We start from the raw sequence: 25,337 nt of genomic DNA, 5'->3' as shown, positions 1-25,337 counted from the left end.
ATTAAAATGAAAAATGACAGAAAAAAAGATAAAGACTGGGATGGATATGAACCTATGACAGGAACACCTATGACAGGCAACATGGATAGTAGCTTTAATTATTCTACTAATGGCACTACTAATATGACAAAAAAGTATGATGTTGATTATGCTCCAAATGCTATGAGAGCTGATGCTGATAGAAGAAAAGAAGGATATGATATAGAAACTGATGTAAAACAAAGTTTTACTAGTGATCCTATGTTAAAAAATAATATAGCAACACAAGAATTCGATTATACAAAGGAGGAAGTGCTACATGACTAGATCTAAAAGAATTTCTGGCGCTGATAGAGAAAGACGTAATAGAAGCTACAAAACAGAAAATAATAAAGAACGTAATGAAAATATCACTAGTAATGTTACTGCACCTTCAAATTTAGTAAGTCGAGAAAAATCACCAACTGGTATGGTTTCTGGCGCTGATAACGCAAGGCGTAACAGAAGTTATAAAACATATCCAAATCAAGATATACCTTCAGAAATAACAAATAATTTTGCTGTAGATCCTTTTGTAGGAAACACTATAGCAAGCTCAACAGCTTCATATACTCCATCTTCTTTATCTCACAATGGAGATATTTCTGACATAGTTGATAAAGAAAAAGCTCCTACTGGAAAAGTTCATGGTGCTGATAAAGAAAGACGTAATAGAAGTTATAAATAAAAAAGTTTAATATAAATTTTTCAACCTAAAAATATTTCAAAAAAGAGCTGTCTCTCAATACTACAATTTAGTGGTAGAGACAGTTCCTTTTATTTTCTAATAAAATTTATTAAATTTTCTAAATTTTTTAATAATTATAAAGTCCTGTATTATAAGTTAAACAAATATTTAAAGTTCTGTAGTATTCTCTTTTATTTATTTTTTAAATTACCTATTAATTCACTTAAATATTTATATTTATTTCAATTTTAAATTTATAATCCATAGGTCTATGATAAAAGCATAAGATATGTTCAATAAAGATTATTAAACATATAAATTAAAATTAATGAAATAACAATGACTTTAATTTTTATTATGCATATCTTAAATATTTAATATATATTTAGGAGGAATTAGTTATGAAGAGATTAACAAAATTTAAAGTAGCAGCTGTACAAGCAGCACCAGTGTATTTAGATTTAGAAGGAACTGTTAATAAAGTTTGTGACTTCATAGATGAAGCAGGTAAAAATGGAGCTAAACTTGTAGCATTCCCTGAAGGATTTATTCCTGGATATCCATTTTTCGCATTTGTTGGTGGACCTGAATATGCTAAACAATTTTATGTACAATTATATAAAAATGCTGTTAAAATTCCAAGCTTCTCAGTTCAAAGAATTAGTGAGGCTGCAAGAAGAAATAAAATATATGTTTGTGTTTCAATGAGTGAATTAGATGGTGGATCATTATACTTAACTCAATTATGGTTCAATTCTAAGGGTGACATAATTGGTAAACACAGAAAAATGAGAGTTACTAGCGGAGAAAGACTTGTTTGGGGTGATGGTGACGCTAGCATGATGGGAGTTCATGAAACTGAAATTGGTAATCTTGGTGGATTAATGTGTTGGGAACATCAAGTACCACTTGATTTATGTGCAATGAACTTCCAAAATGAACAAATTCACGTTGCTTCATGGCCAGGATTCTTCCCTGATGAATTATCAAGTAGATACTATGCAGTATCAACTCAAACTTATGTATTAATGTGTGCATCATTAATCACTGATGAAATGAGAAAGAAAATATGTCTAAATAAAGAAGCTCATAAAATATTTGACACATTTACTCCTGGTCATACTTGTATCTATGCTCCAGATGGTGAACCAATAAGTGAATTAGTTCCAGAAGGAAAAGAAGGTATAGCTTACGCTGAAGTTGATTTAGACAAAATCATAGAATACAAATATTATATTGATCCAGCTGGACATTATTCAAATCCATGCTTATCTATGAATTTCGATAGAAGACCTAAAAAAGTTCTTAAGGCAATAGGTGAAAAAGTAGATTCAGTTATACCTTACGAAGAAATAAATAAATTTCAAGAATAATTTATAGATTGACTTAAGTACAAAAAAAGAGATTGATAGAGATAAATTAGAAAATAGGAAAGCATAGGAGGAATTATTATGGAAAGAGAATATTCAAAAGTTAAAGTAGCAGCTGTGCAAGCAGCACCAGTTTATTTAGATTTAGAAAAAACAGTAGATAAAGTTGTTAATTTTATAGATGAAGCAGGTAAAAATGGAGCTAAACTTATAGCATTCCCTGAAGGATTTATTCCAGGATACCCATTCTTCGCATTTTTACAAGGTCCTGAATATGCAAAACAATTCTATGTACAATTATATAAAAATGCTGTTAAAATCCCAAGTTTTTCAGTACAAAGAATTAGTGAAGCTGCAAGAAGAAATAAAATATTCGTTTGTGCTTCAATGAGTGAATTAGATGGTGGATCATTATACTTAACTCAATTATGGTTCAATTCTGATGGAGATATAATCGGTAAACATAGAAAAATGAGAGTTACTAGTGCTGAAAGACTTGTATGGGGTGATGGTGACGGTAGCATGATGGAAGTTCATGAAACTGAAATTGGTAACCTTGGTGGATTAATGTGTTGGGAACATCAAGTACCACTTGATTTATGTGCAATGAATGGACAAAATGAGCAAATCCACGTTGCTTCATGGCCTGGTTTCTTTGCTGATGAATTATCAAGCAGATACTACGGTGTATCAACTCAAACTTATGTTGTTATGTGTGCTTCCTTAATAACTCAAGAAATGGGTGATATCATGTGCTTAAATGATGAAGCTAGAAAAGTATTTGATACTTTTGTTCCAGGACATACTTGTATTTATGCTCCAGATGGTGAACCAATGTGTGACCCAGTACCAGAAGGACAAGAAGGAATTGCCTATGCAGTAGTTGATTTAGATAAATTACCTGAATACAAATATTACATCGATCCTGCTGGACACTATGGAAATAAAAACTTAACTATGAATTTTGATATATCATCTAAGAAAATAGTTAAAATGATAGGTGAAAATGATAATAGAGTTATTCCTTATGAGGAACTTAATGAATTTGTAAAATAATAAACTGACAATTATAAATATCCTTGAAAGTTATAAATTGTAATAGCTCCTAAATTTCTGATTGGGTTATTATTTTTATGCTAACTATAAAAAGGGCTGTCTCAAAGTGGACAACCCTTTCTTTTGATTTATAAATTATAAAACTCTTCAAAACTTTTTACAGTATCTATATAGTCATTTACAGCCATTAATTCTCTAACTGAATGCATTGAAAGCACTGCTGTTCCCATATCTACTGTTCTAACAGGAAGATGTCCTGAAGCTATTGGTCCTATAGTAGATCCACCTCTTACATCTGATCTGTTTACAAAACTTTGAACATTAACTCCAGCCTTTTTACATACAGCCTCATAAACAGCTGAGCTTTCACTATCTGTTGAATAACTTTGTGAAGCTGCTATTTTTATTACTGGTCCTTTTCCTAATACAGGTCTTACTACTGGATCATGCTTTTCTCCATAGTTTGGATGTACTGCATGAGCTAAGTCCGCTGATATTAAGAATGAATTAGCAACTGCTCTAAAGTAATCTTCTCTGCTTTCTCCCATTGCTATTACTATTCTTTCTAATAACTCATGGAAAAATGGTGAACCAGCACCTTGTTTTGTTCTACTTCCAACTTCTTCATTATCATAGCAGAACATTACATTAACACCTTTTTTTACTTTAGCTGATGTTAAAGCCTTTAATCCTGCATAGACCATTGATAAATCGTCAAGTCTTCCCATTGATATAAGTTCTTCATTTAATCCTATTAATGAACCTTTTTCATATTCATATGGCATTAATTCAAAGCTTAATATATCTTTAACTTCTACATTTAATTCATCTGCAATTAATTTAAGTAATAAGTCCTCTGTTACTTCTTTACCATTAGTTAAAGTTAATAATGGCATAGTATCTTTTTGAGCATTAAAAGCATATCCACTATTTACTTCTCTATTCATGTGAATAGCTAAGTTTGGTATTATCATAATTGGTTTATTTATATTTATAACCTTATTAACTGGCTTTAAAGGATTTTCTGATATTAAGCTTACTCTACCAGCTATAGCTAGTGGTCTATCAAACCAAGTGCTTAAAATAGGTCCTCCATAAACTTCAGTATTTAATTTAACATAATTTTTTTCAGCAACTATTTGCGCTGATGGTTTAATTCTAAAACCAGGGGCATCTGTATGAGCTCCTATCATTTTAAAACCATTGTCTCCTACTAAACCTTCACCAACTTCAAAAGCAACAACAGCGCTTCCGTTCTTAACTACAAAGCACTTATCTCCTGTTTTTAAAGACCACTTATCCTCTGATTTTAATTCAGTAAATCCTTCACTAACTAACCATTTACTAATGCTCTTAACAGCATTGTAAGCAGTTGGTCCTTCATATAAAAAGTCAATTAACTCTTTAGCAATGTTTTTATTCATATTAATAAATCTCCTTAATTCTTAATTTAAAATGTAATTTCTAATACTGACACAGTTTTCATATAAGTACTAAAAGCTTAGTTAAGCAAATCTAAGGAAATAATTCTCCTCAACTTTTAACCATTAACTCTTATTATTATTATACACAAAAACACTAAAATTCACATGACTTCTTTGTATTACAGATAACTTTCATTAAAATTAAAATGAACCTTTAATTCTATGTGAGTTGGATTTTGATTTATCTAACATAACTCTTACTTACAAAAGCACTTTTTCCATTGTGATTGATCTTATACCAATTTCCCTCTTCACCTATTACTTCAACCTTAGAATCATTTTTTAATGTTCCTACTATTGAATAATTTGTCCCTGCGCCAGATCTTATATTTAATAAGCCATTTACTTTAACAGTTTTAATATTTTCTTGTCCTGTTGAAGGAGTGTTTATGGCTTCTTCTATTACTTTTAAATAATTCTTACTAACATAACCAGTTATGTTTCCATACTTTATTTTATACCATCCACTTTCTTCTCCTGAGATTTCTACCTTTTCTGAATTACTTAAAGTTCCTATTATTTTATGATTTGTTCCTGCTCCTGCTCTTATATTCAGTCGTGAACTTATATTAATAACTTGTCCAACCTTCTTAGAAGGAGTCTCTGGTTTGTTCTCTGGCTTTACCTCTGGAATACTTGGATTTGTTTCTGGAACACTTGGCTCTACTGGTTTATTATCAAATTTTTTAATATATTTTTTACTTACATAGCCATAAGCAGTTTTACTATTTGATATATAATCTATTTTATAAAATTCATCTTCTTCACCATAAATATTTACCTTTTGACTATTTTTTAAAGAACCAATTACTGAATAATTTGTCCCTGGACCTTTTCTTATATTTAATGATGAACTTATATTTATAACCTCTCCACTTCCTATTACTGTTGGATTTTCAGGTTTCTCTTCTGGTGTTATAGACTCTGGCTTACTTTCTGGCTTTGTTTCACTATTACTTCCATTTTCAATAGGTGTACCTGAATACTTTTTAGTACTTTCTATTAATTTATATATTCGTTGTCCATAACTAGCATTATTATTGGCAGCCTCTTGTAATGATGAATATTTACTTCTATCATACCCTGGTATTGCCCACTTTCCTGCAAGTTCCTCTAAGGATGGTGCTATACCTCTTGTTACATAATTAAATCTTGGATCAACTAATGCTTTATTCAAAGGTGCTTTAGATGCATAGGCTTTTAAATGTTGAACCTGTGCCCTCAATCCTATTCTTGCTGATGGAAAACTTAATTTTGAACCATCTCCAGTTACTCCTAAGCCACAAAAATTATTATCACTTGCTGTAAGAACCCCACCAAATTTAAAGTATCCACTTTCATGTGCTGCTTGAGCCACAACTATATCTCCTCTTATCCCTTCTGCCGCTGCTTCTTCATAGGCTATAGTTAAAAATTCATCTAAAGAAACAGTTAATTTATATTTAGTACCATTCTTTTTTTCCATATCTAGAAGATAGCTTTTAAACTGTTCCTTTGAAACTTCATTAGAACCAACTATATTATGTTTAACAGAAAAACTAGCTTTACTTAAATTTTCTATAGCTTTCGCTTTAGCTATTTCTTCTTCTGTTTCTTTCCTATGTAAGTCTTTTTCTTCCTCTTTTTTCTCTTCATCTTTATTGTCTAAAGCAACATCTTCATCTTTTAAAATATCTTCTACTATATCCTTTTCTATGATTATATCTTCTTCTTTATCTTCATTTGTAACTTCCAAAGTTATATTTTTATTTTCAATTTCATCAGCTAATGAAGTTACTCCTATCATATTAGTAGTAGCAATAGTTGCTAGAGTTCCTGCTAAAATCTTAACATTTAATTCTTTTCCCATAAAATTAACCCCTTATATTTAATAAAAAACTTCAAGGAATACCAAATTTACTAGTTAAATTAGTAAAAATACTAATCTAATTAGCTATAAGGTCTTTTCCTTGAAGTCTAAATTTTAGTCTATTATTTAATTCCTAAGGACTAGTATTACTTTCTTACGAAATCTTTAGATACATATCCTACCTTTCCATTAATATCTATTTTATACCAGTTCCCAGTTTCACCTATTATTTCAACTTTATTTCCAGCATATAAATAACCTATTATTCCAGCTGATGTGCTAGCTGAACTTCTCACATTTAATCTTGTAGTTACATCATAAACAGTTCCTATAACCTTATTGGCATTATTACTTTGATTATTATTTTGGTTTATACTGCCTCCTGCTGTTACAGTTACATATTGCTTACTTACATAACCAACACTTCCATTAAAGTCTATCTTATACCAACTTCCTGACTCACCTGTTATCTTTACACTTTGATTTGGCTTTAAAGACCCAATTATAGAATGGTTAGTTCCAGCTCCTGATCTTACATTTAAGCTTGTACTTATACCTGTAACTTTTCCATCCTTTGATGTAGTTGGCTTGGAAGGGGTTTCTGGCTTTGGTTGCTCTGGTTTTACAGTATCAGAACTTGAAGCATTGACTTTTATATAATCCTTACTTACATACCCTACTCTTCCGTTGAAGTCTATTTTAAACCAATTTCCTGATTCTCCAGTTATTTTTACACTTTGTGATGGTCTTAATGAACCAATTACAGAATGGTTAGTCCCAGCTCCTGATCTTACATTTAATACTGAACTTATTCCTACAACTTGCCCAGTTTTAACTTCTACAGATGGTGTCTCTGGTTTCACTTCTGGTTTTGATTCTTCTGGTTTTGTAGTATTAGAGTTTGAAGCATTAACTTTTATATAATCTTTACTTACATATCCTACTCTTCCATTGAAGTCTATCTTATACCAACTTCCTGATTCTCCAGTTATTTTTACCGTTGCACCAGCTCTAAGAGAACCTATTGCTGAATAATTAGTTCCAGCACCTGATCTTACATTTAAACTTGTAGTTACATTTATAACTTGTCCTGTTTTCTCCTCTACAGATGGTGTCTCTGGTTTTGGTTCTTCTGGCTTCACTTCAGGTTTTGGTTCTTCTGGTTTTATCTCTGGCTTTGATGCTTCATTGTTTTGTTCATCAACCTTTATAAAGTCCTTACTTACATATCCTGCTCTTCCATTGAAGTCTATTTTAAACCAATTTCCTGACTCTCCAGTTATTTTCACTGTTTCATTAGCTCTAAGAGAACCTATTGCTGAATAACTTGTTCCAGCACCTGACCTTACATTTAAGCTTGTAGTTACATTTATAACTTTACCAGTTTTAATTACAGTTCCTGGTGTCTCTGGTTTTTCAACTGGTTTATTTTCTGGAATATCCACACCATTATTTACTTTTACATAGTCTTTGCTAATATATCCATATCCTTTTTCTTTCTCCATATAAGATACTTTATAGAATCCATTTTCTTCTCCATAAATTTGTACCTTACCATTTTTATATAATTTTGAAACAACTGTTGAGTAAGCATCTGGTTTTTGTCTTATATTTATGTAAGAATTTACATTAACTAAAGTTCCAGTACTTATAGGGCTCTTTCCATCAATAACTTTATTTTCTCCCGGCATTCCCTTAGCTACTTCTTCTTTAAACTTAGCCCATAGATTTGGATTATCTTCAATCATCATTCTTGAACAAGTTTTTCCTGAAGCATGCTTATGCATAACTATATTTTCAGCAGGAATATTATACTTTTGCATTAAATATCTAGTTAAAGCAACACCATTTTCAAAAGTTTTATTAAAATCATTACCTGCATTAACTGCTAATTCAATACCTATTCCATTGGAATTGTTTACTTCCGCTGAAGCACCACCATCTCCAACATGCCATCCTCTCCAAGTATCCTCTAAAGCTTGTATTATATTTCCTTGATCCACTATATAATGTGCTGATGCATTTGCATTAGGATGATTTGCAAAATAATCTCTATTTGCTTGAGCATCTGCTCCAGCTCTTCTATTATCTGTATCATGTATTACTATATATTTAGGAGTTATTTCAACCCCTTTTGAATAATTTATATCAATTAATTGTTTGCTTACCTTTATTCCATTTATAGTTGGTGTCGCTTTTGCTTCAAGCTCACTATAATTTTTAGGTACATCAATTTTATCTAATCCTAAAGCTGCGTCTCCCCCAGACATGTCTCCTCTATAGAATCCACTATAATCTTTATCTTCTACAGTTCTTTCTATAGATACTCCTTCTTTATTATTTTCACTTGCCATAGCTACACCATCATTAATACCTAATGACATAGTAGATGCTACTGCCGTCCCAATTATTAATGCTTTTATTGCCCTTCTTTTCATATTTAATTCAGTTATATCTCTTTAATTCTTCTAAAACGTAATGTCTAGAATTCATGATATAACCTTCCCCCCTTATATTTTCTTAACTTAAACATACATTTAAATAATTATTAATTGGCATTTGATAGTAATCACATACCTAAAAAATCATTCTATAATATTATATAATTAGACTATATAACCAATTAATAGATTCACAATTACATTATAACATTATTTTTTTCATCATTTACCCCTAACAGAGATTTTTTTACATTTTTTTAATTGTTTGTCTTTTATTTTTATATAAATCTATTTTTTTATAAACTCAAACTTAATTCAAATAAAATTTTAACTTTAACTAAATTTTAATGAAGGTTATCTAAAGGCCTATGCCTACACCTCTCCATTTTATAAAAAATTAGAGTATTACAGTCACTAGTCATGAGACAAATTAACTATCACATATATTTTGAATTTAATAAGTAAAATCTTCTTTGTTAATAATATTATTGTTGCTAAATTTCTATAAATGTTCTATTATATAATTTGAACTTATTTTAATTGAGAATACATAAAAAAGTAAAAGCTAAAACATAGCTGTTAACATAAAAAACTACAATTTTCAATTGAGAATACATAACTAAAAATAATTAAAATCAATAAGAAATTTAGGAGGAAAATTTACAATGCTTTCAAATTTATTAATAAATGTATTTATTGGTAAAAACAAAGATGTTAAGTCTGAAGAAGTAAGAAATAAATTTGGTTACTTAGCTGGATTTATAGGAATAATATCTAACTTTTGCTTATTCATAGTTAAATTCTTTGTTGGATTCGTAACAGGAAGTATAGCAATTACTGCTGATGCCTTTAATAACCTTACTGATGCACTATCATCAATAATAACCATTGCAGGCTTTAAACTTTCTAGTATGCCTGCAGACGAAGAACATCCCTTTGGTCATGGACGAATAGAATATATAGCTGCTCTAGTAGTTGCCTTTTTAATAATAATTGTAGGTGTTGAATTTATAAAATCATCTTTTATGAGAATTATAAATCCAACACCTGTAAAGTTTGAAATTATACCTTTTATCTTAGTTATTCTAACTATATTCGCTAAATTATGGTTAGCTCGTTTTAATAAAGTTATAGGTAATAAAATAGATTCAGATGCATTAAAAGCTACTTCACTTGATGCTCTTGGAGATGTATTCACTTCAACTTGTGTTGCAATTTCATTATTATTATCTAAATTCACTGCCATTCCAATAGATGGTTATGTAGGTATTGGAGTTTCTTTATTTATCCTTTACTCCGGACTTATGCTAATAAAGGAAACTATAAATCCTCTTTTAGGTGAATCCGCTGATCCAGAATTAGTTGATAATATAAAAAAAGAGCTTTTAAAATATGAACATGTAACTGGTGTTCATGACTTAATAGTTCATAACTACGGAGTTGGAAAATTCATGGCATCAATCCACGCTGAAATGCCTGCTGAACTTGGAGTAGTCCTTATTCATGATATTATCGATAAAGCAGAAAGAGAAATATCTGAAAAGTTAAATATATATTTAGTAATACACATGGATCCAATTTCACCTTTAACAGATGAAGTTGCAAAGGCTAAAAAAGAAGTAGAAAAAATTATTCAATATAATCCATTAATTAAGTCAATGCATGACTTCAGAACTGTATGTGGTAACGATAAAAAAACTATTCTTTTTGACTTAGTTGTAAATCCATTAACATTAAAAAAAATCACAACAAAAGAACAATTAATTACAGATGTAAAAAATGCTATTGAAGCAGAACATCCAGATTACAATTGTATAATAGAAGTAGATAATGATTTTAGTGAATAATACTAATTAAATTTTATTATAAGTATTATTTAATTGATAATATTTATAATAAACAATTCAATAAATTTATTTTATAAAATTTAAAAAATATTAAATTTTTCATAATTGATAAAAGAAATAATATCTAAATATAAAGTAAAAAAAGAATTATTAGAAAATTTCTAATGATTCTTTTTATTATGAATTTTAATTATCTCTAAAAAAATTTAAATATTAAAAATACAATATAAATTTTGATATTTTATAACTATAATTCTAATTTTACTAATACTTTTTTAGTTTTTTATTAATTTTATCTTTTTTTACTTTTAAAAAAAATAATAATAATTATTATTATTTTAAAAAAATATATTAAATTCTTAAATCAATATATTATTAAAGTATTTATCACAAAATAATTGTAAAAAATTAAAGTAATTGAAGTAATTTTTTTGTGAATATATAATAAATAAAAAGAATAAATTAATAAAGTAAGGAATGATAAAATATGAATTTTTCTAAAGAAATAGATTTTGCTAAAAAAAATTACATATTAGTTGCTTCTATAATTTTAGCTATATTAAGTTCTATTTTTATACGACCTAAAATAAGTTACATAAATTTTAGAGTATTAATTATATTATTTTGTTTAATGCTTATTTTTAGTGGATTTAATCGAATAAAATTTTTAGATTACATATCTATATCTATTATTAGTAAATGTAAAACTACGAGAATTTTGGAGTTTGGATTAGTATTCATTACTTTTTTTATGGCTATGATAGTAACTAATGATGTAGCAGTTATTATTATGGTTCCTATAGCAATTTTAATTAGTAAAAAAGTAAAATTTAATATTTTAAATACAATTATTTTACAAGATATAGGAGCAAATTTAGGAAGCTTTTTTACCCCTATGGGAAACCCAAGAAACCTTTATCTCTATTCTCATTATCAATTAAGTTTTCTTAATTTTATAAAAGTAACAACACCATATTTAATATTATCAGTTATATTTATAACAGCTCTTATATTAATACAAAAAAGTGAAACTATAAAAGTTGAACTAGAGCATGTAAAAGTTAAAAATAAAAAAGAAGGATTTATATTAGCAATTATTTTTATCTGTGATTTATTATGTGTATTAAATATTGTAAATGATATATCAGCATTAATAATAACAATTATAGTAGTATTAATAATAGATATAAAAGCATTTAAAGGTGTAAATTACAAATTATTATTAACATTTATTGGGTTCTTCATATTCGTAGGAAATATTCAAAGCATATCAGAATTTAAAATATTTATGGAACACATTTTAGGTGGAAGATATAGCACATTTTTCTTAACAATGATTTCAGAACAAATTATAAGTGGAGTACCAACTGTTATGATGTTTTCACATTTCACAAATCATTATAAAGAACTTATTTTAGCTATAAACATAGGTAGTATGGGAACTTTAATTTCAACTATGGCAAACTTAATTTCATTTAAAGAATATACAAAAGTATTCAATAATAGTAAAAAGTATTTTAAAACTTTCACTATATATAATCTTATAGGTATATCTCTTTTTACATGTTTGTATTTACTTAGTACACTATTTTAAACTTAATTTAACACGACATAAATATAGACTTTTTATTTTTAAGTTACAATAAAATAAAAAGTCACAAAAGAAAATACATAATATAAGGTTCATTTCACCCTTCAACAACAACTCATATTACTATAAATGAAAATGATGAACCTATATAACTAAGTAAAAAATAGAGAGGATATATCCATAAATTCGGATGTATCCTCTTACATAATTAAGTTGTAAAATTGATAAAGTTCTACTCAGTTAACTCTTGTTTATTCTTCTATGTTAAACCAATTTCCTGAATTCTTAATAACTGTCCATAATTTTTCTGGAATCTTTAATTCTTTAACCTCTGAAGGATTTAAAGCCTTTTTAATTTCTGAAGTTTTATTTTCTTCTACTTTTTCTACCCAATCTGGATTCATAATAAGTGTATGTCCAATAGCTGCCAAAGTTAATCCTTTTTCAAGGGCTTTAGAAACATCTTCTGGAGTTACTAAAGAACCTGCTGCAATTAGAGGAACTCTATTATTTACCTTTTTAACAGTTAATTCAAGATATGTTTGATTATCTTTGCTTTCAACTGGCTTAGATTCTAAAGCTTTATCTAATGATATGTGTAAGTAATCTATATCTTTTTTAATTAATTCATCAATATATTCATAAGAATCATCTATTCTTAATCCACCTTCTTGTGATTCCTCAAGAGATATTCTATAACCTAATATAAATGGTTTTTTAGAATATTTTTTTATTATACTTTTTACTTCATCTACAAGAGCTAATCCAAAACGCATACGATTTTCTAATGAGCCACCCCATTTATCTTCACGCTTATTATAATATGGAGATAAAAAGTTTTGTATTAAAAATCCGTGAGCACCATGAATTTCAACACCATCAAACCCTGCTTCTATAGCTCGTCTAGTTGTTTCACCAAAAGCATGAATAACTTCTTTAATTTCTTCTTCTGATAACTCTTTTGGCACTAGTGATTCAGTAAATGCAGTTTTAGGTGTTTTAATAGCACTTGCACTAACTACTTCTCCATTTTTTATTAATTGTGGTAATGCTTTATTTCCAGCGTGAAAAATTTGAAGAACAGCTGGAGCTCCACCACTTTTAGCTGCATCAGCTAATTTACGTAAACTATCAGTGAACTTATCACTATATCCTGCAAATTCATTTGTAAAACCTATACCATTTTCTAAAACCTGTGTACATCCGGTAATTACCATACCAACTCCATTTACACGTTTTTTGTAGTATGTGACCTCTTCATCAGAAATTGTATAATCATCGTTACTTGACCATGTTGTCATAGGAGCCATTACAACTCTATTTTTAATTTTCACTCCATTTTTAAATGTAAATTGCTCTAATAATTCTTTATGTTCCATATCTATCTTTACCTCTTTTCATTTGTTTGAATATTTTATATTTCTTCAAAGTTCTTTGTTTTATTCTGTTTTTAAATGTAAATTCTTCTAATAATCCTTTATCCGCTGACTATTATCTGTGCTAATCTAAACTTCTGTAAGTTGAAATGATTAGATACAACTCCTTAAATAACACCTATTAAAATTCAACTAAAGTTAAAATTTCATTTGAATTAATTCTTAATTTGTACTAAAAAATAATAATAAACGATTGTTCGTTCACTACTTTTCTTAATAAAAAGGAGTCAAAATAACTCCTTTATTTTTACCTCCTACTATTGTTTTTTTATTGCGTCCCAGCTTAATTTCACTATTTGGTCAATAGTTTCTTCATTTAAGTCTACCTTACCATTGAAGTAATCTTTAACAAATTGCATTGCTGGATAAAAGGTATATATAATAAGCAAATTATTATCAATATCTTTAATAGCACCTTGCTTTTTACCACTGCTATATAGTTTGTTAAGTGGTATAACTATCTCATTAGTGTCTTCTTTTGATATACTTTGTATAATCGGTGAATTTTGAAATTGCTCCATAAATAAGAAGTAATCTTTATTATTACTAATAAAGTTGATGAATTTTTTTAAAACTGTTTCATAAACAACTTCAAAAGAATCTGATTCATCTATATTCTTATACATTTCAAAGTTCATTTTATTTTTTACACGTAAATAAAGCTTTAATAACAAATCTTCTTTATTCTCAAAATATACATAAATTGTTGAAGATGAGATATTAGCTCGTTTAGCTATTTTAGACATTGATGTTCCAGAAAGTCCACTTTCATTAATAAGTTCTAAAGTAGCATTAAAAATATTTATTAATTTATTATCATCTTTGCATTTCATAATTCTATAGTAAATGATCATTCGATTATTGTCAATAGATAATAATATAACAAATTATAATTATGTAATATTACCGTCTTAAATCTTATCAATTATTGTAATAAAAAATAAAAACTTATTTTTATATAGGTCAGTAAGCACAAATAACAAATCTATATAAATGTAGACTTAATTTAGGTGGAGTTTTGACTCCATCTGAATGCTTAGTGGTCGTTATCTAGGAACGTTAGGCTATTTATCTCCTACTTATAGAAAATAGGAGTATTATATAGTCTCTAGCTATCAGATAACAATACAAATAAGGGTATATATCCTTCTTAATTTAGATATACACCCTTATTTAATCTTTCTCTTATAATAAATTAGTTTGGAATTCCATCAATTGGACAATCCTTAACTCCTGGCATTTTTCTTGTAATTTTTTCAACATCTTCTTGAGTTTTCCTTGGATTATTAACCCAATTTCTATAAAATTCAAATTGACATTCAGGTTCACCATATCTTCCTTCTTTTGAATTAATTGTTCCTGTATATCCTCTATGCAATAATTTATAAAGATGATTTTGTGATTGCCAATTTGCTCTTGCATCTCTTATTTGACTAACTGATAATTGTGCATATTGATAACTATTTTCTTCTGCTCCACACATGCCTAATACATGTCCATCAAAACCAACTATAGATGAATGTCCAAAATACGAATAAACTCCATCATTTCCAGTTGCATTTGCTACCGCTGCATAAACATTATTTGCCCATGCCATAGCTGGAACTATTTTAACTTCTTGATCTGCTGCTGGATACATGTATCCTTGACATCTTATTACAAGCTCAGCACCACGCATTGCACAGTCTCTCCATATTTCTGGGTAATTTCCATCATCACATATAATTAAACTTATCTTTAATCCTTTAGGTCCTTCTGATACATAAGTTCTATCTCCTGGGTACCAACCTTCAATAGGTGTCCATGGCATCATTTTTCTGTATTTTTGAACAATTTCTCCTTTATTATTAATTAATATTAAAGTATTATAAGGAACTTTCTTTGGATGCTCTTCATGAACTTCACCAGTTATTGAAAAAACTCCCCATACATTATTATCAATACATGCTTGTGAAAATATCTTTGTTTCTTCCCCTGGTATTGTAGTTGAAAGATTCATCATTTCATTAAAATCATATAGTATGCCTTCTGTACTATACTCTGGAAAAATAACAAGATCTAAACCTGGTAAACCAGTTTTTAATCCCTTAATGTAGTTAGAAATATTCTTACAATTTTCTATTATACCTTCTTTGCTATGTAATCTTGGCATTTTATAATTTACAACTGCTACTCCTACATTATCTTTACTTGATGAAATATCTCCATGATTCATAATAAATTCCTCCCTATAATTGTTTTTTTAGAAATTATAACTTTTCTTAAGTTCATCTTATACCTAAGATATCCAAATAATCAAAAGTAAAAATTTATAACAAATCTAAATACATATAAGTTTTTATCATTATTTAAACTCTATTTCTTAAATTCACTTGTTAATATTTTATTAATTTTAAACTTTTATTGTTTCTTTTATTTTTTATTATGTATATTTATTCCCTGAACATCTTATTTTATAAAACCTGCCTTAATCTATACTAACCACACCTCTTCAAAGATAAAATTTTATATTTCTAATAATAAAATTTTAATTTTTATTCATTATTTATACACATTTTACATCGCCATTTATTTATTTTATTTTTTACTGGCGTTATTTTTGCTTGTTATTAAGTATAAAAATTATTTAAAATGCCATACTATTAATGCAACCGTAACTATCCTAAACGCAATAACTAATGTATTATTAGACAAAACTCTAAATCACGGTATTTAGTAACCTCACATTAATTATAACTAAATGTGTCCTTTTTAATTCATCAGAAAAAGAGCCTTAAGGCTCTTTTTTACTATGTTTTTATTTAAAGTTTTTTAATGAAAAATCCAATATTTTAGCAGAATGTGTTAATGCACCTGATGAAATAAAATCTATACCTATTTCTCTTAATTCATTTAATCTTTCTATAGTTATATTCCCTGAACACTCTGTAAGAGCTTTATCTCCAATTAGCTTTACAGCCTCCCTTAGCATCTTATTATCCATATTATCTAACATTATTATATTAGCCTTTGCTTCTATAGCTTCTTTAACACCTTCTAAGCTTTCAACCTCAACTTCTATGTTCTTCATTCCATTTGTATATTCCCTTGCTAAATTTATAGCATTTTTTATACTTCCAGCTGCACCTATATGATTATCTTTTATTAAAATACCATCTGATAAATTATATCTATGGTTACATCCTCCACCAACTTTTACTGAATACTTTTCAAATATTCTCATATTAGGCGTTGTTTTTCTTGTATCCAATAATTTAGTTTTACTTCCCTCTAATTCTTTAACCATTAAACTCGTTAAAGTTGCTATTCCACTCATTCTTTGAATATAATTTAAAGCAGTTCTTTCCCCAACTAAAATATTTCTTGTATTTCCCTTTACTACAGCTATTACATCACCTTTTCTAATTTTGTCACCATCTTTATAATATTTTTCAACCTTAACTTCACCTAAAATATTAAAGACTTCTTCAAAAACTTCTATTCCAGCTAAAACCCCATTTTCTTTGCATATAAGATCAGCTTGTCCCTCTGATTTACTATCTATTACTGAATTAGTTGTAATATCCTCACTTGAAACATCCTCTTCTAAAGCTAATATTATATACTTTTTAATTTTTTCCTTACCTAATCCACCTATCATAAAATTCTCTGTTCTCCTTTTTAATTATTTCTTTAATTATTTTCCCTTCTTCATTACAACAAAACTCTTCTTCATTTTTTTCTGTATAATTTATATAAATACCCTTTTCATTAATTTCTTTATTAATACTTTTTGCGGCTTCCTTAGAAAAAACTAATCCTTCTAAAAGTGAATTACTAGCTAGTCTATTAGCTCCATGTATTCCTACACAACTACTTTCACCTACAGCATAAAGATTATTTAAAGATGTCTTTCCTTCTTTATTTATCTTTATTCCCCCCATAAAATAATGTTGTGCTGGGGCTACTGGAATACTATCTTTCCCTAAGTTATATCCATGTTCTAAGCACTTATTATATATGTTAGGAAATCTTTTTTTAGCAAATTCCTCTCCTCTATGAGCCAATGATAAATAGACGTGACTTCTATTTTCCTTTTTCATTTCTTCCAAAATTTTATTACTAACAACATCTCTAGGCAATAATTCATCAACAAATCTTTCTCCCTTATGATTTAGTAAATATGCTCCTTCCCCTCTTACTGCCTCAGATATTAAAAATTTTCTTTTCTCATTTTCACTATAAAAAGCTGTTGGATGTATTTGCACATAACTTAGGTCTTTAGTTTCTATATTATTTTTAATTGCTACAGCTATGCCATCACCTTTCATATGATTAAAATTAGTAGTATTTTTAAATATTCCACCTATGCCACCAGTTGCTAATACAACCTTTTTAGCAAATATCTTATTATAAATATCTTTGTATTTAACTACTATACCAACACAATTACTTCCCTCTCTTATAATATCAATCATTTCTGTATCTTCCTGCAAAGTAATGTTATCCCTAGAATTAGCTATATTAAGTAATTTCTCTATGATTTCTTTACCAGTTAAATCTTCATGGTGAACAATACGTTTCCTACTATGAGCTCCTTCTTTAGTATATTTAAATTGATTTCCCTCTCTATCAAACTCTACCCCTAAATCAACTAAATCTTCAATAACTTCTCTTGAATGTCTTATCATATACTCAACAGCATCTCTATCATTCTCATATCTTCCTGCTCTTAAAGTATCCTCAACATAAGCATCAAAATCAGAATTATCTCTAAGTACAGCTACTCCCCCCTGAGCCAAATAAGAATTACACTCTTTAATTTTTGACTTACTAATAACCATGACCTTAATATTCTTATGTAAATTAATTGACGTAAAAAGTCCTGAAATACCAGAACCAACAATCACTACATCATAAACTTTCATCCTCAATCCCCCAATACATTATTACTTGTTAAATTATAACATATATTTATTATATTCTTGCTTTAAAGAAATATTACTTAATAAAATTAAGAGTTATTTTAAAGTTGAAACTAACTTCCCTCTTAAAATAACCCTTATTAACTCTTATAAACTGAAACTTAATTAAAATAAAAATTTGACTCTAGCCGAATTTTATTACAAAACCTTTGCTAAAAATTCTTTTGTTCTTTCTTCCTTTGCTTCCTCAAATATCTCTTTCGGTGTTCCTTGTTCTAATATTTTACCTTGATCCATGAACAATATTCTATCTCCAACCTCTTTGGCAAAGCCCATTTCATGTGTTACTACAACCATAGTCATCCCTTCTTTTGCAAGATCCTTCATTACATTTAACACTTCTCCAACCATCTCTGGGTCCAAGGCTGATGTTGGTTCATCAAATAACATTACATCTGGTTCCATAGCCAACGCTCTAGCTATAGCTATTCTTTGTTTTTGTCCTCCTGACAATGAACTTGGATAAGCATAAGCCTTTTCTCTTAAACCAACCTTATCTAAAAGTTTATATGCTTTTTCCTCAGCCTCTTCCTTAGAAAGTCCTTTTACTTTTATAGGTGAAATAGTTATATTTTCTAATATAGTTTTATGAGGAAATAAATTAAATTGTTGAAACACCATTCCCATCTTTTCTCTTAATTTATTTATATCCTTCTTTTTATCTGTAATATCTTCACCTTCAAAATTTATTTTCCCCTTAGTTGGTACTTCTAAAAGATTTAAACATCTTAAAAAAGTGCTCTTTCCTGAACCACTTGGTCCTATTACCACTACAACTTCACCTTTTTTTATATGCTCATCTATTCCTTTTAAAACTTCGTTTTTATCAAAATATTTATGAAGATTAGTTACATGTATCACCAGCACCCATCCTCCTCTCAAAATAAGAAACTACCTTTGACAATGTAAATGTCAATATAAAATATATAGCTGCTGCTATTAAAAGTGGTTCAAATACTATATATAAATTTCCTCTTATAGTATCAGCCTTGTACATAATTTCATTGACACCTATAATTGAAGCTATGGATGATTCCTTAATTATTGCTATAAACTCATTACCTAAAGCAGGTAAAATATTCTTAACAGCCTGTGGCATTACAATAAGTCTCATAGCCATCCAATGTGACATTCCTAAACTTCTTGCAGCTTCCATTTGACCTTTATCAATAGAATTAATTCCTGCTCTTATTAATTCAGCAACATAAGCACCACTATTTAGAGAAAGGGTAATTATTCCTGCAGTAAGAGGAGCTAATTTGAATTGAAAAGCATAAGGAATAGCAAAATAAATTATATATAATTGAACCAATATTGGAGTTCCTCTAAACACCTCTATATAGATAGATGCAATAACCTTAAAAATCTTAAGTTTTGAAAGCTTAAGCAAAGCTAATATAATCCCTATAACAGTTCCAGCTAGCACCCCAATAGCTGCTATTATCAATGTATTTAGAGTTCCTTCAATAAAATAATTCCCGTATTCACCTAAAAAACTAAAATCCAAACTCATAAAATCACCCCAAATTCTAGTTAATTAATTCATTAGCCTCTACTATAAATTTATCAATTTTACCTTCATCAGCTAATTTTTTAATTACCTTATTTACTAAATCAACTAAATCTCCTGATCCTTTTGGCATAGCTATAGCAGAACCTTTTTCGGCTTCATCAACCTTAAATCCAGTATCAGTAATTACATGTAAATCATTATTCTTTTTAAGATTATATTCAGCTACAGGCAGTTCACAAACAACAGCATCAACATTACCAACTCTCATATCCATAATTAAATCTGAAACAGTATTTAATCCTTTAAACTTGACATCACTAATTTGCTCTTTAGCTAAACCTTCTTGAATAGTTCCTTTTTGAGCACCAACAGTTTTTCCTTTAAGAGAATCTTTATTTGTATATTTGTCTTTATCCTTATTTAAAATTATAATTCCGTGTTCAGCTGTATAATAAATATTAGAAAAGTCTACTGATTTTTGTCTTTCTTCTGTTGGATTCATACCTGCTATAACCATATCAACAGTACCAGTTTGAAGAGATGCAACAAGACTTTCAAATTTCATATCTGTAATTTCAAGTTTAACACCAAGTTCCTTTGCAATTTCTTTTGCAATTTCTATATCAAAACCAATAATAGTATCTTTTCCATCTATGTTTTTATGAAATTCATATGGTGGATAGTTTGCAGAAGTTCCTAAAGTTAAAACTCCTTTATCCTTAATTTCTTGAACTTTGCTCTTAGCTTTCTCTCCATCAGCACTAGCTCCCTTATTAGCTTCTCCACCACAAGAAACTAAAGTAAATAAAAATGTACTAGCTAAAACAGTACCTATAATCTTCTTAAATAATCCTTTTTTCATATTTAAATCCCCCTTTTTAAATTCCCAATTTACCTTTTAACTTTTTCACGTAATTGAACTTTAATACCCCAAAACCTCAATCACTCTATATGTATAATTATACGTTTATAATAATAAATTATGCAACAAAAACAGTTCTACTAATTCCTACACTTTTTGACATTCTTACTTATTATATAGATATTGGAATGTTTTTCATAGCTATTACCAACTTTATATTATGTCATCACATGTAAAATTGTAAATCCACCATATGAATTTTTATACATTTTATATTATAAACATTGCATAAAAATTAATTTCTATATACTTTTTATAAACTAACCCTAATTTCATATAGAATTTTGACACTCCTAAATTTTATAAAAAATTATCTAAATGCATTTCTCTGTTTATCCTTAAATAATAACTTACACTCAACTCAAACGCCTCTTCTTAAAGTTTTTAGTGTACTAGTGGCATTTTTAAATATAAAAAAACCACACTCCCATGCAATGATGAAGTGTGGTTTAAAGTAAGTAATATTTTTTATCCTTAATCATTTATTTCAATTCACAACAAAGGATAACTAATTTTTTCTTCCAATTACTCTATTATAAATTAAATTATAAGATATCACTATCTTCTCTTGACATCATAAGGTTCACCCGAAGCTTTTGGTGCTTGAGAAGATTTTGAAAATATTACAAGTGCTATTAATGTCGCCACATAAGGGAATATTTTTAATATTACTGGCGGCATTGAATTTAATGCTGGAACTAATCCTGATACATTAGCTATAGTTATAGCCAATCCAAAGAACATAGTAGCTCCTAATATCCCTAAAGGCTTCCATTGACCAAAAATTAATGCTGCTAATGCTAAGAAACCAAGTCCAGCAACTGAACCATTAAATTCTCCTGAATATGTCACTATTATTATAGCTCCTCCTAAAGAAGATAACGCTCCTGATATCATTACTCCTATATATCTCATTTTTGAAACACTTATTCCAGCGGCATCAGCTGCATGTGGATTTTCACCACAAGCTCTAAGTCTCATTCCAAACTTTGTTTTATAAAGTATAAATACACTTATTATAAGTATTCCTAAAACTAACCAAGTTGTTATATACGTATTACTAAAAAATAGTTTTCCTATTATAGGTATAGATGATAATATAGGAATATCTTCTCTTACAAAGCCCATTCTTATACTTATGTTTCCAGTCCCTGTGATGGCTCTTGCTATAAATACAGTTAATGATCCAGCTATCATATTTATAGCTGTCCCACTTATAACTTGATTTGCACTTAAGTTAATTGAAGCAAAAGCGTGAAGTAAAGAAAATATAGCTCCTACTACCACAGCTACTAAAAGTCCAATCCATAAATGCATGTTGCTTCCCTCTGGTACTTTATCTTGAAATTGTGTTATAGCATAGGCTCCAGCAAAAGAACCAACTATCATAAATCCATCAAGTCCTATATTTACAATTCCACTTCTTTCACAATATAAAGCTCCTAAAGCTACTATTAATAAAGGAATAGTATACGCTATGGCATAAGGAAAAATTTGTTCTAAAATTGCTAACATACTACACTTCCTCCTTCACTTTATTATTTTTAGAATCTTTTCTTTTTTGAATTACTTTATCTATTAATTTCTCAACAACTATACTTGTAGCTGCAAAATAAATTATTATTGCTATTATTGTTTCTGCTATTTCTGGAGGTATTGTAGTCATAGCACTCATAAATCCTGTTCCCACATAAAGAATACCAAAGAATAAAGATGCAAATAATACTCCAAAAGGATTGCTTGCTCCTAATAAAGCTATAGCTATACCATCAAAGCCCTGTGCTGGAAGTACACCTATTTCAATTATATTAGAGTTTCCTGCATAAACTGCAAGTCCACCTAATCCAGCAAGAGCTCCTGCTATCATCATAGAAATTACTATATTTCTATTTACTGATATGCCAGCGTACTCTGCTGCATATCTATTAAATCCAACAGCCTTTAACTCATAACCTAAAGTTGTTTTATTAAGAATAAATGAAATAACTATTACAGCAATTAAAGCTATAAAAATACCTAAATTTATAAAGGAACCATCAAAAGCTTCTGTAAGCCATTGAACTTTTAATGTTGAGGTTTCAGCTAAAGCTAAAGATTCAGTTTCTGTAGCTCCTTTAAAATAAGCTGGTACAGCATAAAATACTATCCAATAAGCTATCCAGTTCATCATTATACTAGATACAACTTCATGAACATTAAATTTAGCTTTTAAAACTCCCGGTACAATCCCCCATATAGCTCCAGCTAAAGCTGAACCAATAATCATTATAGGAATTAATATAACTTGAGGAAGATCAAAAGTTAATCCTATAGCTAAGGCAACAAATCCTCCCATAAGTACTTGTCCTGGTGCTCCTATATTAAATAATCCTGTTTTAAAAGCAAAAGCAACTGATAGTCCAGTTAATATTAATGGTGTAGCCATAGCTATAACATCACCAATTCTACTAATGCTCTTAGTTCCTCCTTGAATTAAATAAGTATATCCTTCTATTGGATTATTATCAGTAAAGTACATCAAAACTCCACCAGCAATTATTCCTAAAATTACTGCTAGTAATGATACTATTATTTTCTTATTAAATATTCTAGAAATAACTTTATTCATGTACTTTATCCCCCTTCTTAACCCCAGCCATCATAAGACCAATTTCATTCTCATCTGTATCTTTTCTATCTACAATCCCAATAAGCTCACCATTATTCACAACAGCAATCCTATCAGCAAGATTTAAAAGTTCATCAAGCTCTAAAGAAACAAGAAGTACAGCCTTATTATTATCTCTTTCTTCAACCAATCTCTTGTGAATATATTCTATAGAACCTACATCAAGACCTCTTGTAGGTTGAACTGCTATTAATAAATCTGGATTAAGCTCTATTTCTCTTCCTATAATAGCCTTTTGCTGATTTCCTCCAGACATAGACCTAGTAGTTGATTTAGCTCCTTCTCCAGATCTAACATCAAAAGCATTTATTATTTTTTCTGCATGTTCTCTTATAGCTTTTTTATTTAAAATACCTCTTTTAGAAAATGGTGCTTTATTATAACTCTCAAGAATCATGTTATCCTCTAAATTATAATCAAGAACAAGACCTCTTTTATGTCTATCTTCTGGAATATGACTTATCCCACTATTTATCCTCTTTCTTATAGAAAGTGTTGTTATATTTTCACCTTTAAAATCTATAGTTCCACTTTCAACCTTTCTCATTCCAGTTATAGCTTCAACTAATTCATTTTGACCATTACCCTCAACACCAGCTATTCCTAAAATTTCTCCTCTTTTTATATTTAAAGAGAAATTCTTAAGCCCTAAAACCTTTTTATTATTTTTTACTGATAAATTATCTATTTTAACTAAATCCTCACCTGGATTTGCTTCTTTCTTTTCAACTTTAAAATTTACTTCTCTCCCAACCATCATTTTTGCCATTTCAGCTTCTGTTGTGTCCTTTACATCAACTGTTCCAATATATTTACCTCTTCTAATTACAGTACATCTATCTGCTATAGCTTTTATTTCCTTAAGCTTATGAGTTATTATTATAATTGATTTTCCTTCTTTTACTAAATCTCTTATTATATTCATTAATTCATCAATTTCTTGTGGTGTTAAAACTGCAGTAGGCTCATCTAATATTAATACATCTGAATCTCTATAAAGAGTTTTTATAATTTCAACTCTTTGTTGCATTCCAACCGATATATCCTCTATTTTTGCATAGGGATCAACATTTAAATTATACTTTTCTGAAATTTTTTTAATTTTATTAGCAGCACTTTCTTTGTCTACAAAGATACCAAACTTCTTAGGTTCTCGTCCTAAAATTATATTTTCTGTAACAGTAAAATTATCAACTAATTTAAAATGTTGGTGTACCATTCCAATTCCTAAATCATTAGCCTTATTTGGATTAGTTATTTTTACTTCCTTACCCTTTACCTTTATTACACCCTTTTCTGGTTGATACATCCCAAAAAGAATACTCATCAAAGTTGATTTTCCAGCTCCATTTTCACCTAATAAAGCATGTACTTCACCTTTTTTTAACGTCAACGTAATATTATCATTAGCTACTATACCAGGGAATTCCTTACGGATATTAAGCATTTCTATTACATAGGACATAAATTCCACCCCTTAATCGTTATTT

Annotated in this window: 20 protein-coding genes; 6 read left to right on the top strand and 14 right to left on the bottom strand. The window is 28.7% G+C overall.

Features of this window, described 5'->3' with window-relative positions:
* The first annotated feature begins 6 nt into the window (after nucleotides 1-6).
* The 4 genes from ARA19_RS03530 (at nucleotide 7) to ARA19_RS03515 (ending at nucleotide 3,132) form a co-directional block, all read left to right on the top strand.
* Nucleotides 7-306: a hypothetical protein gene (locus tag ARA19_RS03530; RefSeq protein ID WP_055069560.1), complete on the top strand. Its 300-nt coding sequence runs from the start codon at nucleotides 7-9 to the stop codon at nucleotides 304-306.
* The gene (locus tag ARA19_RS03525; RefSeq protein ID WP_055069559.1) at nucleotides 299-706 is read left to right on the top strand and encodes a hypothetical protein; all 408 of its coding nucleotides are present in this window, start codon (nucleotides 299-301) and stop codon (nucleotides 704-706) included. Before ARA19_RS03530 ends, ARA19_RS03525 begins: the two co-directional genes overlap by 8 nt.
* 401 nt (nucleotides 707-1,107) lie before the next feature.
* On the top strand, nucleotides 1,108-2,079 hold the full coding sequence (locus ARA19_RS03520) for a carbon-nitrogen hydrolase family protein (protein ID WP_055069558.1): 972 nt from the start codon (nucleotides 1,108-1,110) through the stop codon (nucleotides 2,077-2,079).
* Between the two features lie 78 nt (nucleotides 2,080-2,157).
* Nucleotides 2,158-3,132 (top strand): carbon-nitrogen hydrolase family protein, encoded by a 975-nt coding sequence (locus ARA19_RS03515; RefSeq protein WP_055069557.1) that lies wholly within the window; start codon nucleotides 2,158-2,160, stop codon nucleotides 3,130-3,132.
* Between the two features lie 128 nt (nucleotides 3,133-3,260).
* Here ARA19_RS03515 and ARA19_RS03510 read toward each other — a convergent pair whose 3' ends face one another.
* The 3 genes from ARA19_RS03510 to ARA19_RS03500 form a co-directional block, all read right to left on the bottom strand.
* Nucleotides 3,261-4,562, bottom strand: coding sequence for a M18 family aminopeptidase (locus ARA19_RS03510; RefSeq protein WP_423230599.1), 1,302 nt, complete (start codon nucleotides 4,560-4,562; stop codon nucleotides 3,261-3,263).
* 235 nt (nucleotides 4,563-4,797) lie between these two features.
* Nucleotides 4,798-6,465, bottom strand: coding sequence for an SH3 domain-containing protein (locus tag ARA19_RS03505; RefSeq protein WP_055069555.1), 1,668 nt, complete (start codon nucleotides 6,463-6,465; stop codon nucleotides 4,798-4,800).
* 146 nt (nucleotides 6,466-6,611) lie between these two features.
* A complete protein-coding gene (locus ARA19_RS03500) occupies nucleotides 6,612-8,903 on the bottom strand; it encodes an N-acetylmuramoyl-L-alanine amidase (RefSeq protein ID WP_055069554.1) in 2,292 nt (763 codons plus the stop codon).
* Between the two features lie 668 nt (nucleotides 8,904-9,571).
* Here ARA19_RS03500 and ARA19_RS03495 point away from each other — a divergent pair.
* Together ARA19_RS03495 and ARA19_RS03490 are read left to right on the top strand one after the other, a co-directional pair.
* A complete protein-coding gene (locus ARA19_RS03495) occupies nucleotides 9,572-10,753 on the top strand; it encodes a cation diffusion facilitator family transporter (RefSeq protein WP_055069553.1) in 1,182 nt (393 codons plus the stop codon).
* A gap of 487 nt (nucleotides 10,754-11,240) precedes the next feature.
* Entirely contained in the window at nucleotides 11,241-12,347 is a 1,107-nt protein-coding gene (locus ARA19_RS03490; RefSeq protein ID WP_055069552.1) for an SLC13 family permease, read from the top strand.
* Nucleotides 12,348-12,595: 248 nt separating this feature from the next.
* Here ARA19_RS03490 and ARA19_RS03485 read toward each other — a convergent pair whose 3' ends face one another.
* The 11 genes from ARA19_RS03485 to ARA19_RS03435 all read right to left on the bottom strand — a co-directional run bounded on the left by ARA19_RS03485 (nucleotide 12,596) and on the right by ARA19_RS03435 (nucleotide 25,312).
* Nucleotides 12,596-13,723, bottom strand: coding sequence for an NADH-dependent flavin oxidoreductase (locus ARA19_RS03485; RefSeq protein WP_197276557.1), 1,128 nt, complete (start codon nucleotides 13,721-13,723; stop codon nucleotides 12,596-12,598).
* 314 nt (nucleotides 13,724-14,037) lie between these two features.
* The gene (locus ARA19_RS03480) at nucleotides 14,038-14,613 is read right to left on the bottom strand and encodes a TetR/AcrR family transcriptional regulator (protein ID WP_055069550.1); all 576 of its coding nucleotides are present in this window, start codon (nucleotides 14,611-14,613) and stop codon (nucleotides 14,038-14,040) included.
* 362 nt (nucleotides 14,614-14,975) lie between these two features.
* Entirely contained in the window at nucleotides 14,976-15,995 is a 1,020-nt protein-coding gene (locus ARA19_RS03475; protein ID WP_055069549.1) for an aliphatic amidase, read from the bottom strand.
* A 582-nt stretch (nucleotides 15,996-16,577) separates the two neighbouring features.
* Complete coding sequence (gene nadC, locus ARA19_RS03470) at nucleotides 16,578-17,420, bottom strand: carboxylating nicotinate-nucleotide diphosphorylase (protein WP_055069548.1); 843 nt, start codon at nucleotides 17,418-17,420, stop codon at nucleotides 16,578-16,580.
* A complete protein-coding gene (locus ARA19_RS03465) occupies nucleotides 17,401-18,687 on the bottom strand; it encodes an L-aspartate oxidase (RefSeq protein WP_055069547.1) in 1,287 nt (428 codons plus the stop codon). Before ARA19_RS03465 ends, nadC begins: the two co-directional genes overlap by 20 nt.
* A 195-nt stretch (nucleotides 18,688-18,882) precedes the next feature.
* The gene (locus ARA19_RS03460) at nucleotides 18,883-19,605 is read right to left on the bottom strand and encodes an amino acid ABC transporter ATP-binding protein (protein ID WP_055069546.1); all 723 of its coding nucleotides are present in this window, start codon (nucleotides 19,603-19,605) and stop codon (nucleotides 18,883-18,885) included.
* A complete protein-coding gene (locus tag ARA19_RS03455) occupies nucleotides 19,589-20,251 on the bottom strand; it encodes an amino acid ABC transporter permease (RefSeq protein WP_055069664.1) in 663 nt (220 codons plus the stop codon). Before ARA19_RS03455 ends, ARA19_RS03460 begins: the two co-directional genes overlap by 17 nt.
* Before the next feature lie 22 nt (nucleotides 20,252-20,273).
* A complete protein-coding gene (locus ARA19_RS03450; RefSeq protein ID WP_055069545.1) occupies nucleotides 20,274-21,119 on the bottom strand; it encodes a transporter substrate-binding domain-containing protein in 846 nt (281 codons plus the stop codon).
* A gap of 618 nt (nucleotides 21,120-21,737) precedes the next feature.
* Nucleotides 21,738-22,694 carry an ABC transporter permease gene (locus tag ARA19_RS03445; RefSeq protein ID WP_055069544.1) on the bottom strand — a complete coding sequence of 319 codons (957 nt, stop codon included), beginning with the start codon at nucleotides 22,692-22,694 and terminating at the stop codon, nucleotides 21,738-21,740.
* Between the two features lies 1 nt (nucleotide 22,695).
* The gene (locus ARA19_RS03440) at nucleotides 22,696-23,787 is read right to left on the bottom strand and encodes an ABC transporter permease (RefSeq protein WP_055069543.1); all 1,092 of its coding nucleotides are present in this window, start codon (nucleotides 23,785-23,787) and stop codon (nucleotides 22,696-22,698) included.
* Nucleotides 23,780-25,312 carry an ABC transporter ATP-binding protein gene (locus ARA19_RS03435; protein ID WP_055069542.1) on the bottom strand — a complete coding sequence of 511 codons (1,533 nt, stop codon included), beginning with the start codon at nucleotides 25,310-25,312 and terminating at the stop codon, nucleotides 23,780-23,782. The genes ARA19_RS03440 and ARA19_RS03435 overlap by 8 nt, the downstream gene beginning before the upstream one ends.
* Between the last annotated feature and the right edge of the window lie 25 nt (nucleotides 25,313-25,337).

The sequence above is a fragment of the Clostridium massiliamazoniense genome, assembly GCF_001403635.1.
GTDB classification, from domain to species: Bacteria; Bacillota; Clostridia; order Clostridiales; family Clostridiaceae; genus Sarcina; species Sarcina massiliamazoniense.
This window is presented reverse-complemented; position numbering and strand designations above follow the sequence as displayed.

Bases quoted from the DNA above. Each gene is read 5' to 3' on its own strand.
- ARA19_RS03530 (WP_055069560.1), top strand. From the start codon at position 7: ATGAAAAATGACAGAAAAAAAGATAAAGACTGGGATGGATATGAACCT.
- ARA19_RS03525 (WP_055069559.1), top strand. From the start codon at position 299: ATGACTAGATCTAAAAGAATTTCTGGCGCTGATAGAGAAAGACGTAAT.
- ARA19_RS03520 (WP_055069558.1), top strand. From the start codon at position 1,108: ATGAAGAGATTAACAAAATTTAAAGTAGCAGCTGTACAAGCAGCACCA.
- ARA19_RS03515 (WP_055069557.1), top strand. From the start codon at position 2,158: ATGGAAAGAGAATATTCAAAAGTTAAAGTAGCAGCTGTGCAAGCAGCA.
- ARA19_RS03505 (WP_055069555.1), bottom strand. From the start codon at position 6,465: ATGGGAAAAGAATTAAATGTTAAGATTTTAGCAGGAACTCTAGCAACT.
- ARA19_RS03500 (WP_055069554.1), bottom strand. From the start codon at position 8,903: ATGAAAAGAAGGGCAATAAAAGCATTAATAATTGGGACGGCAGTAGCA.
- ARA19_RS03495 (WP_055069553.1), top strand. From the start codon at position 9,572: ATGCTTTCAAATTTATTAATAAATGTATTTATTGGTAAAAACAAAGAT.
- ARA19_RS03490 (WP_055069552.1), top strand. From the start codon at position 11,241: ATGAATTTTTCTAAAGAAATAGATTTTGCTAAAAAAAATTACATATTA.
- ARA19_RS03485 (WP_197276557.1), bottom strand. From the start codon at position 13,723: ATGGAACATAAAGAATTATTAGAGCAATTTACATTTAAAAATGGAGTG.
- ARA19_RS03480 (WP_055069550.1), bottom strand. From the start codon at position 14,613: ATGAAATGCAAAGATGATAATAAATTAATAAATATTTTTAATGCTACT.
- ARA19_RS03475 (WP_055069549.1), bottom strand. From the start codon at position 15,995: ATGAATCATGGAGATATTTCATCAAGTAAAGATAATGTAGGAGTAGCA.
- nadC (WP_055069548.1), bottom strand. From the start codon at position 17,420: ATGATAGGTGGATTAGGTAAGGAAAAAATTAAAAAGTATATAATATTA.
- ARA19_RS03465 (WP_055069547.1), bottom strand. From the start codon at position 18,687: ATGAAAGTTTATGATGTAGTGATTGTTGGTTCTGGTATTTCAGGACTT.
- ARA19_RS03450 (WP_055069545.1), bottom strand. From the start codon at position 21,119: ATGAAAAAAGGATTATTTAAGAAGATTATAGGTACTGTTTTAGCTAGT.
- ARA19_RS03445 (WP_055069544.1), bottom strand. From the start codon at position 22,694: ATGTTAGCAATTTTAGAACAAATTTTTCCTTATGCCATAGCGTATACT.
- ARA19_RS03440 (WP_055069543.1), bottom strand. From the start codon at position 23,787: ATGAATAAAGTTATTTCTAGAATATTTAATAAGAAAATAATAGTATCA.
- ARA19_RS03435 (WP_055069542.1), bottom strand. From the start codon at position 25,312: ATGTCCTATGTAATAGAAATGCTTAATATCCGTAAGGAATTCCCTGGT.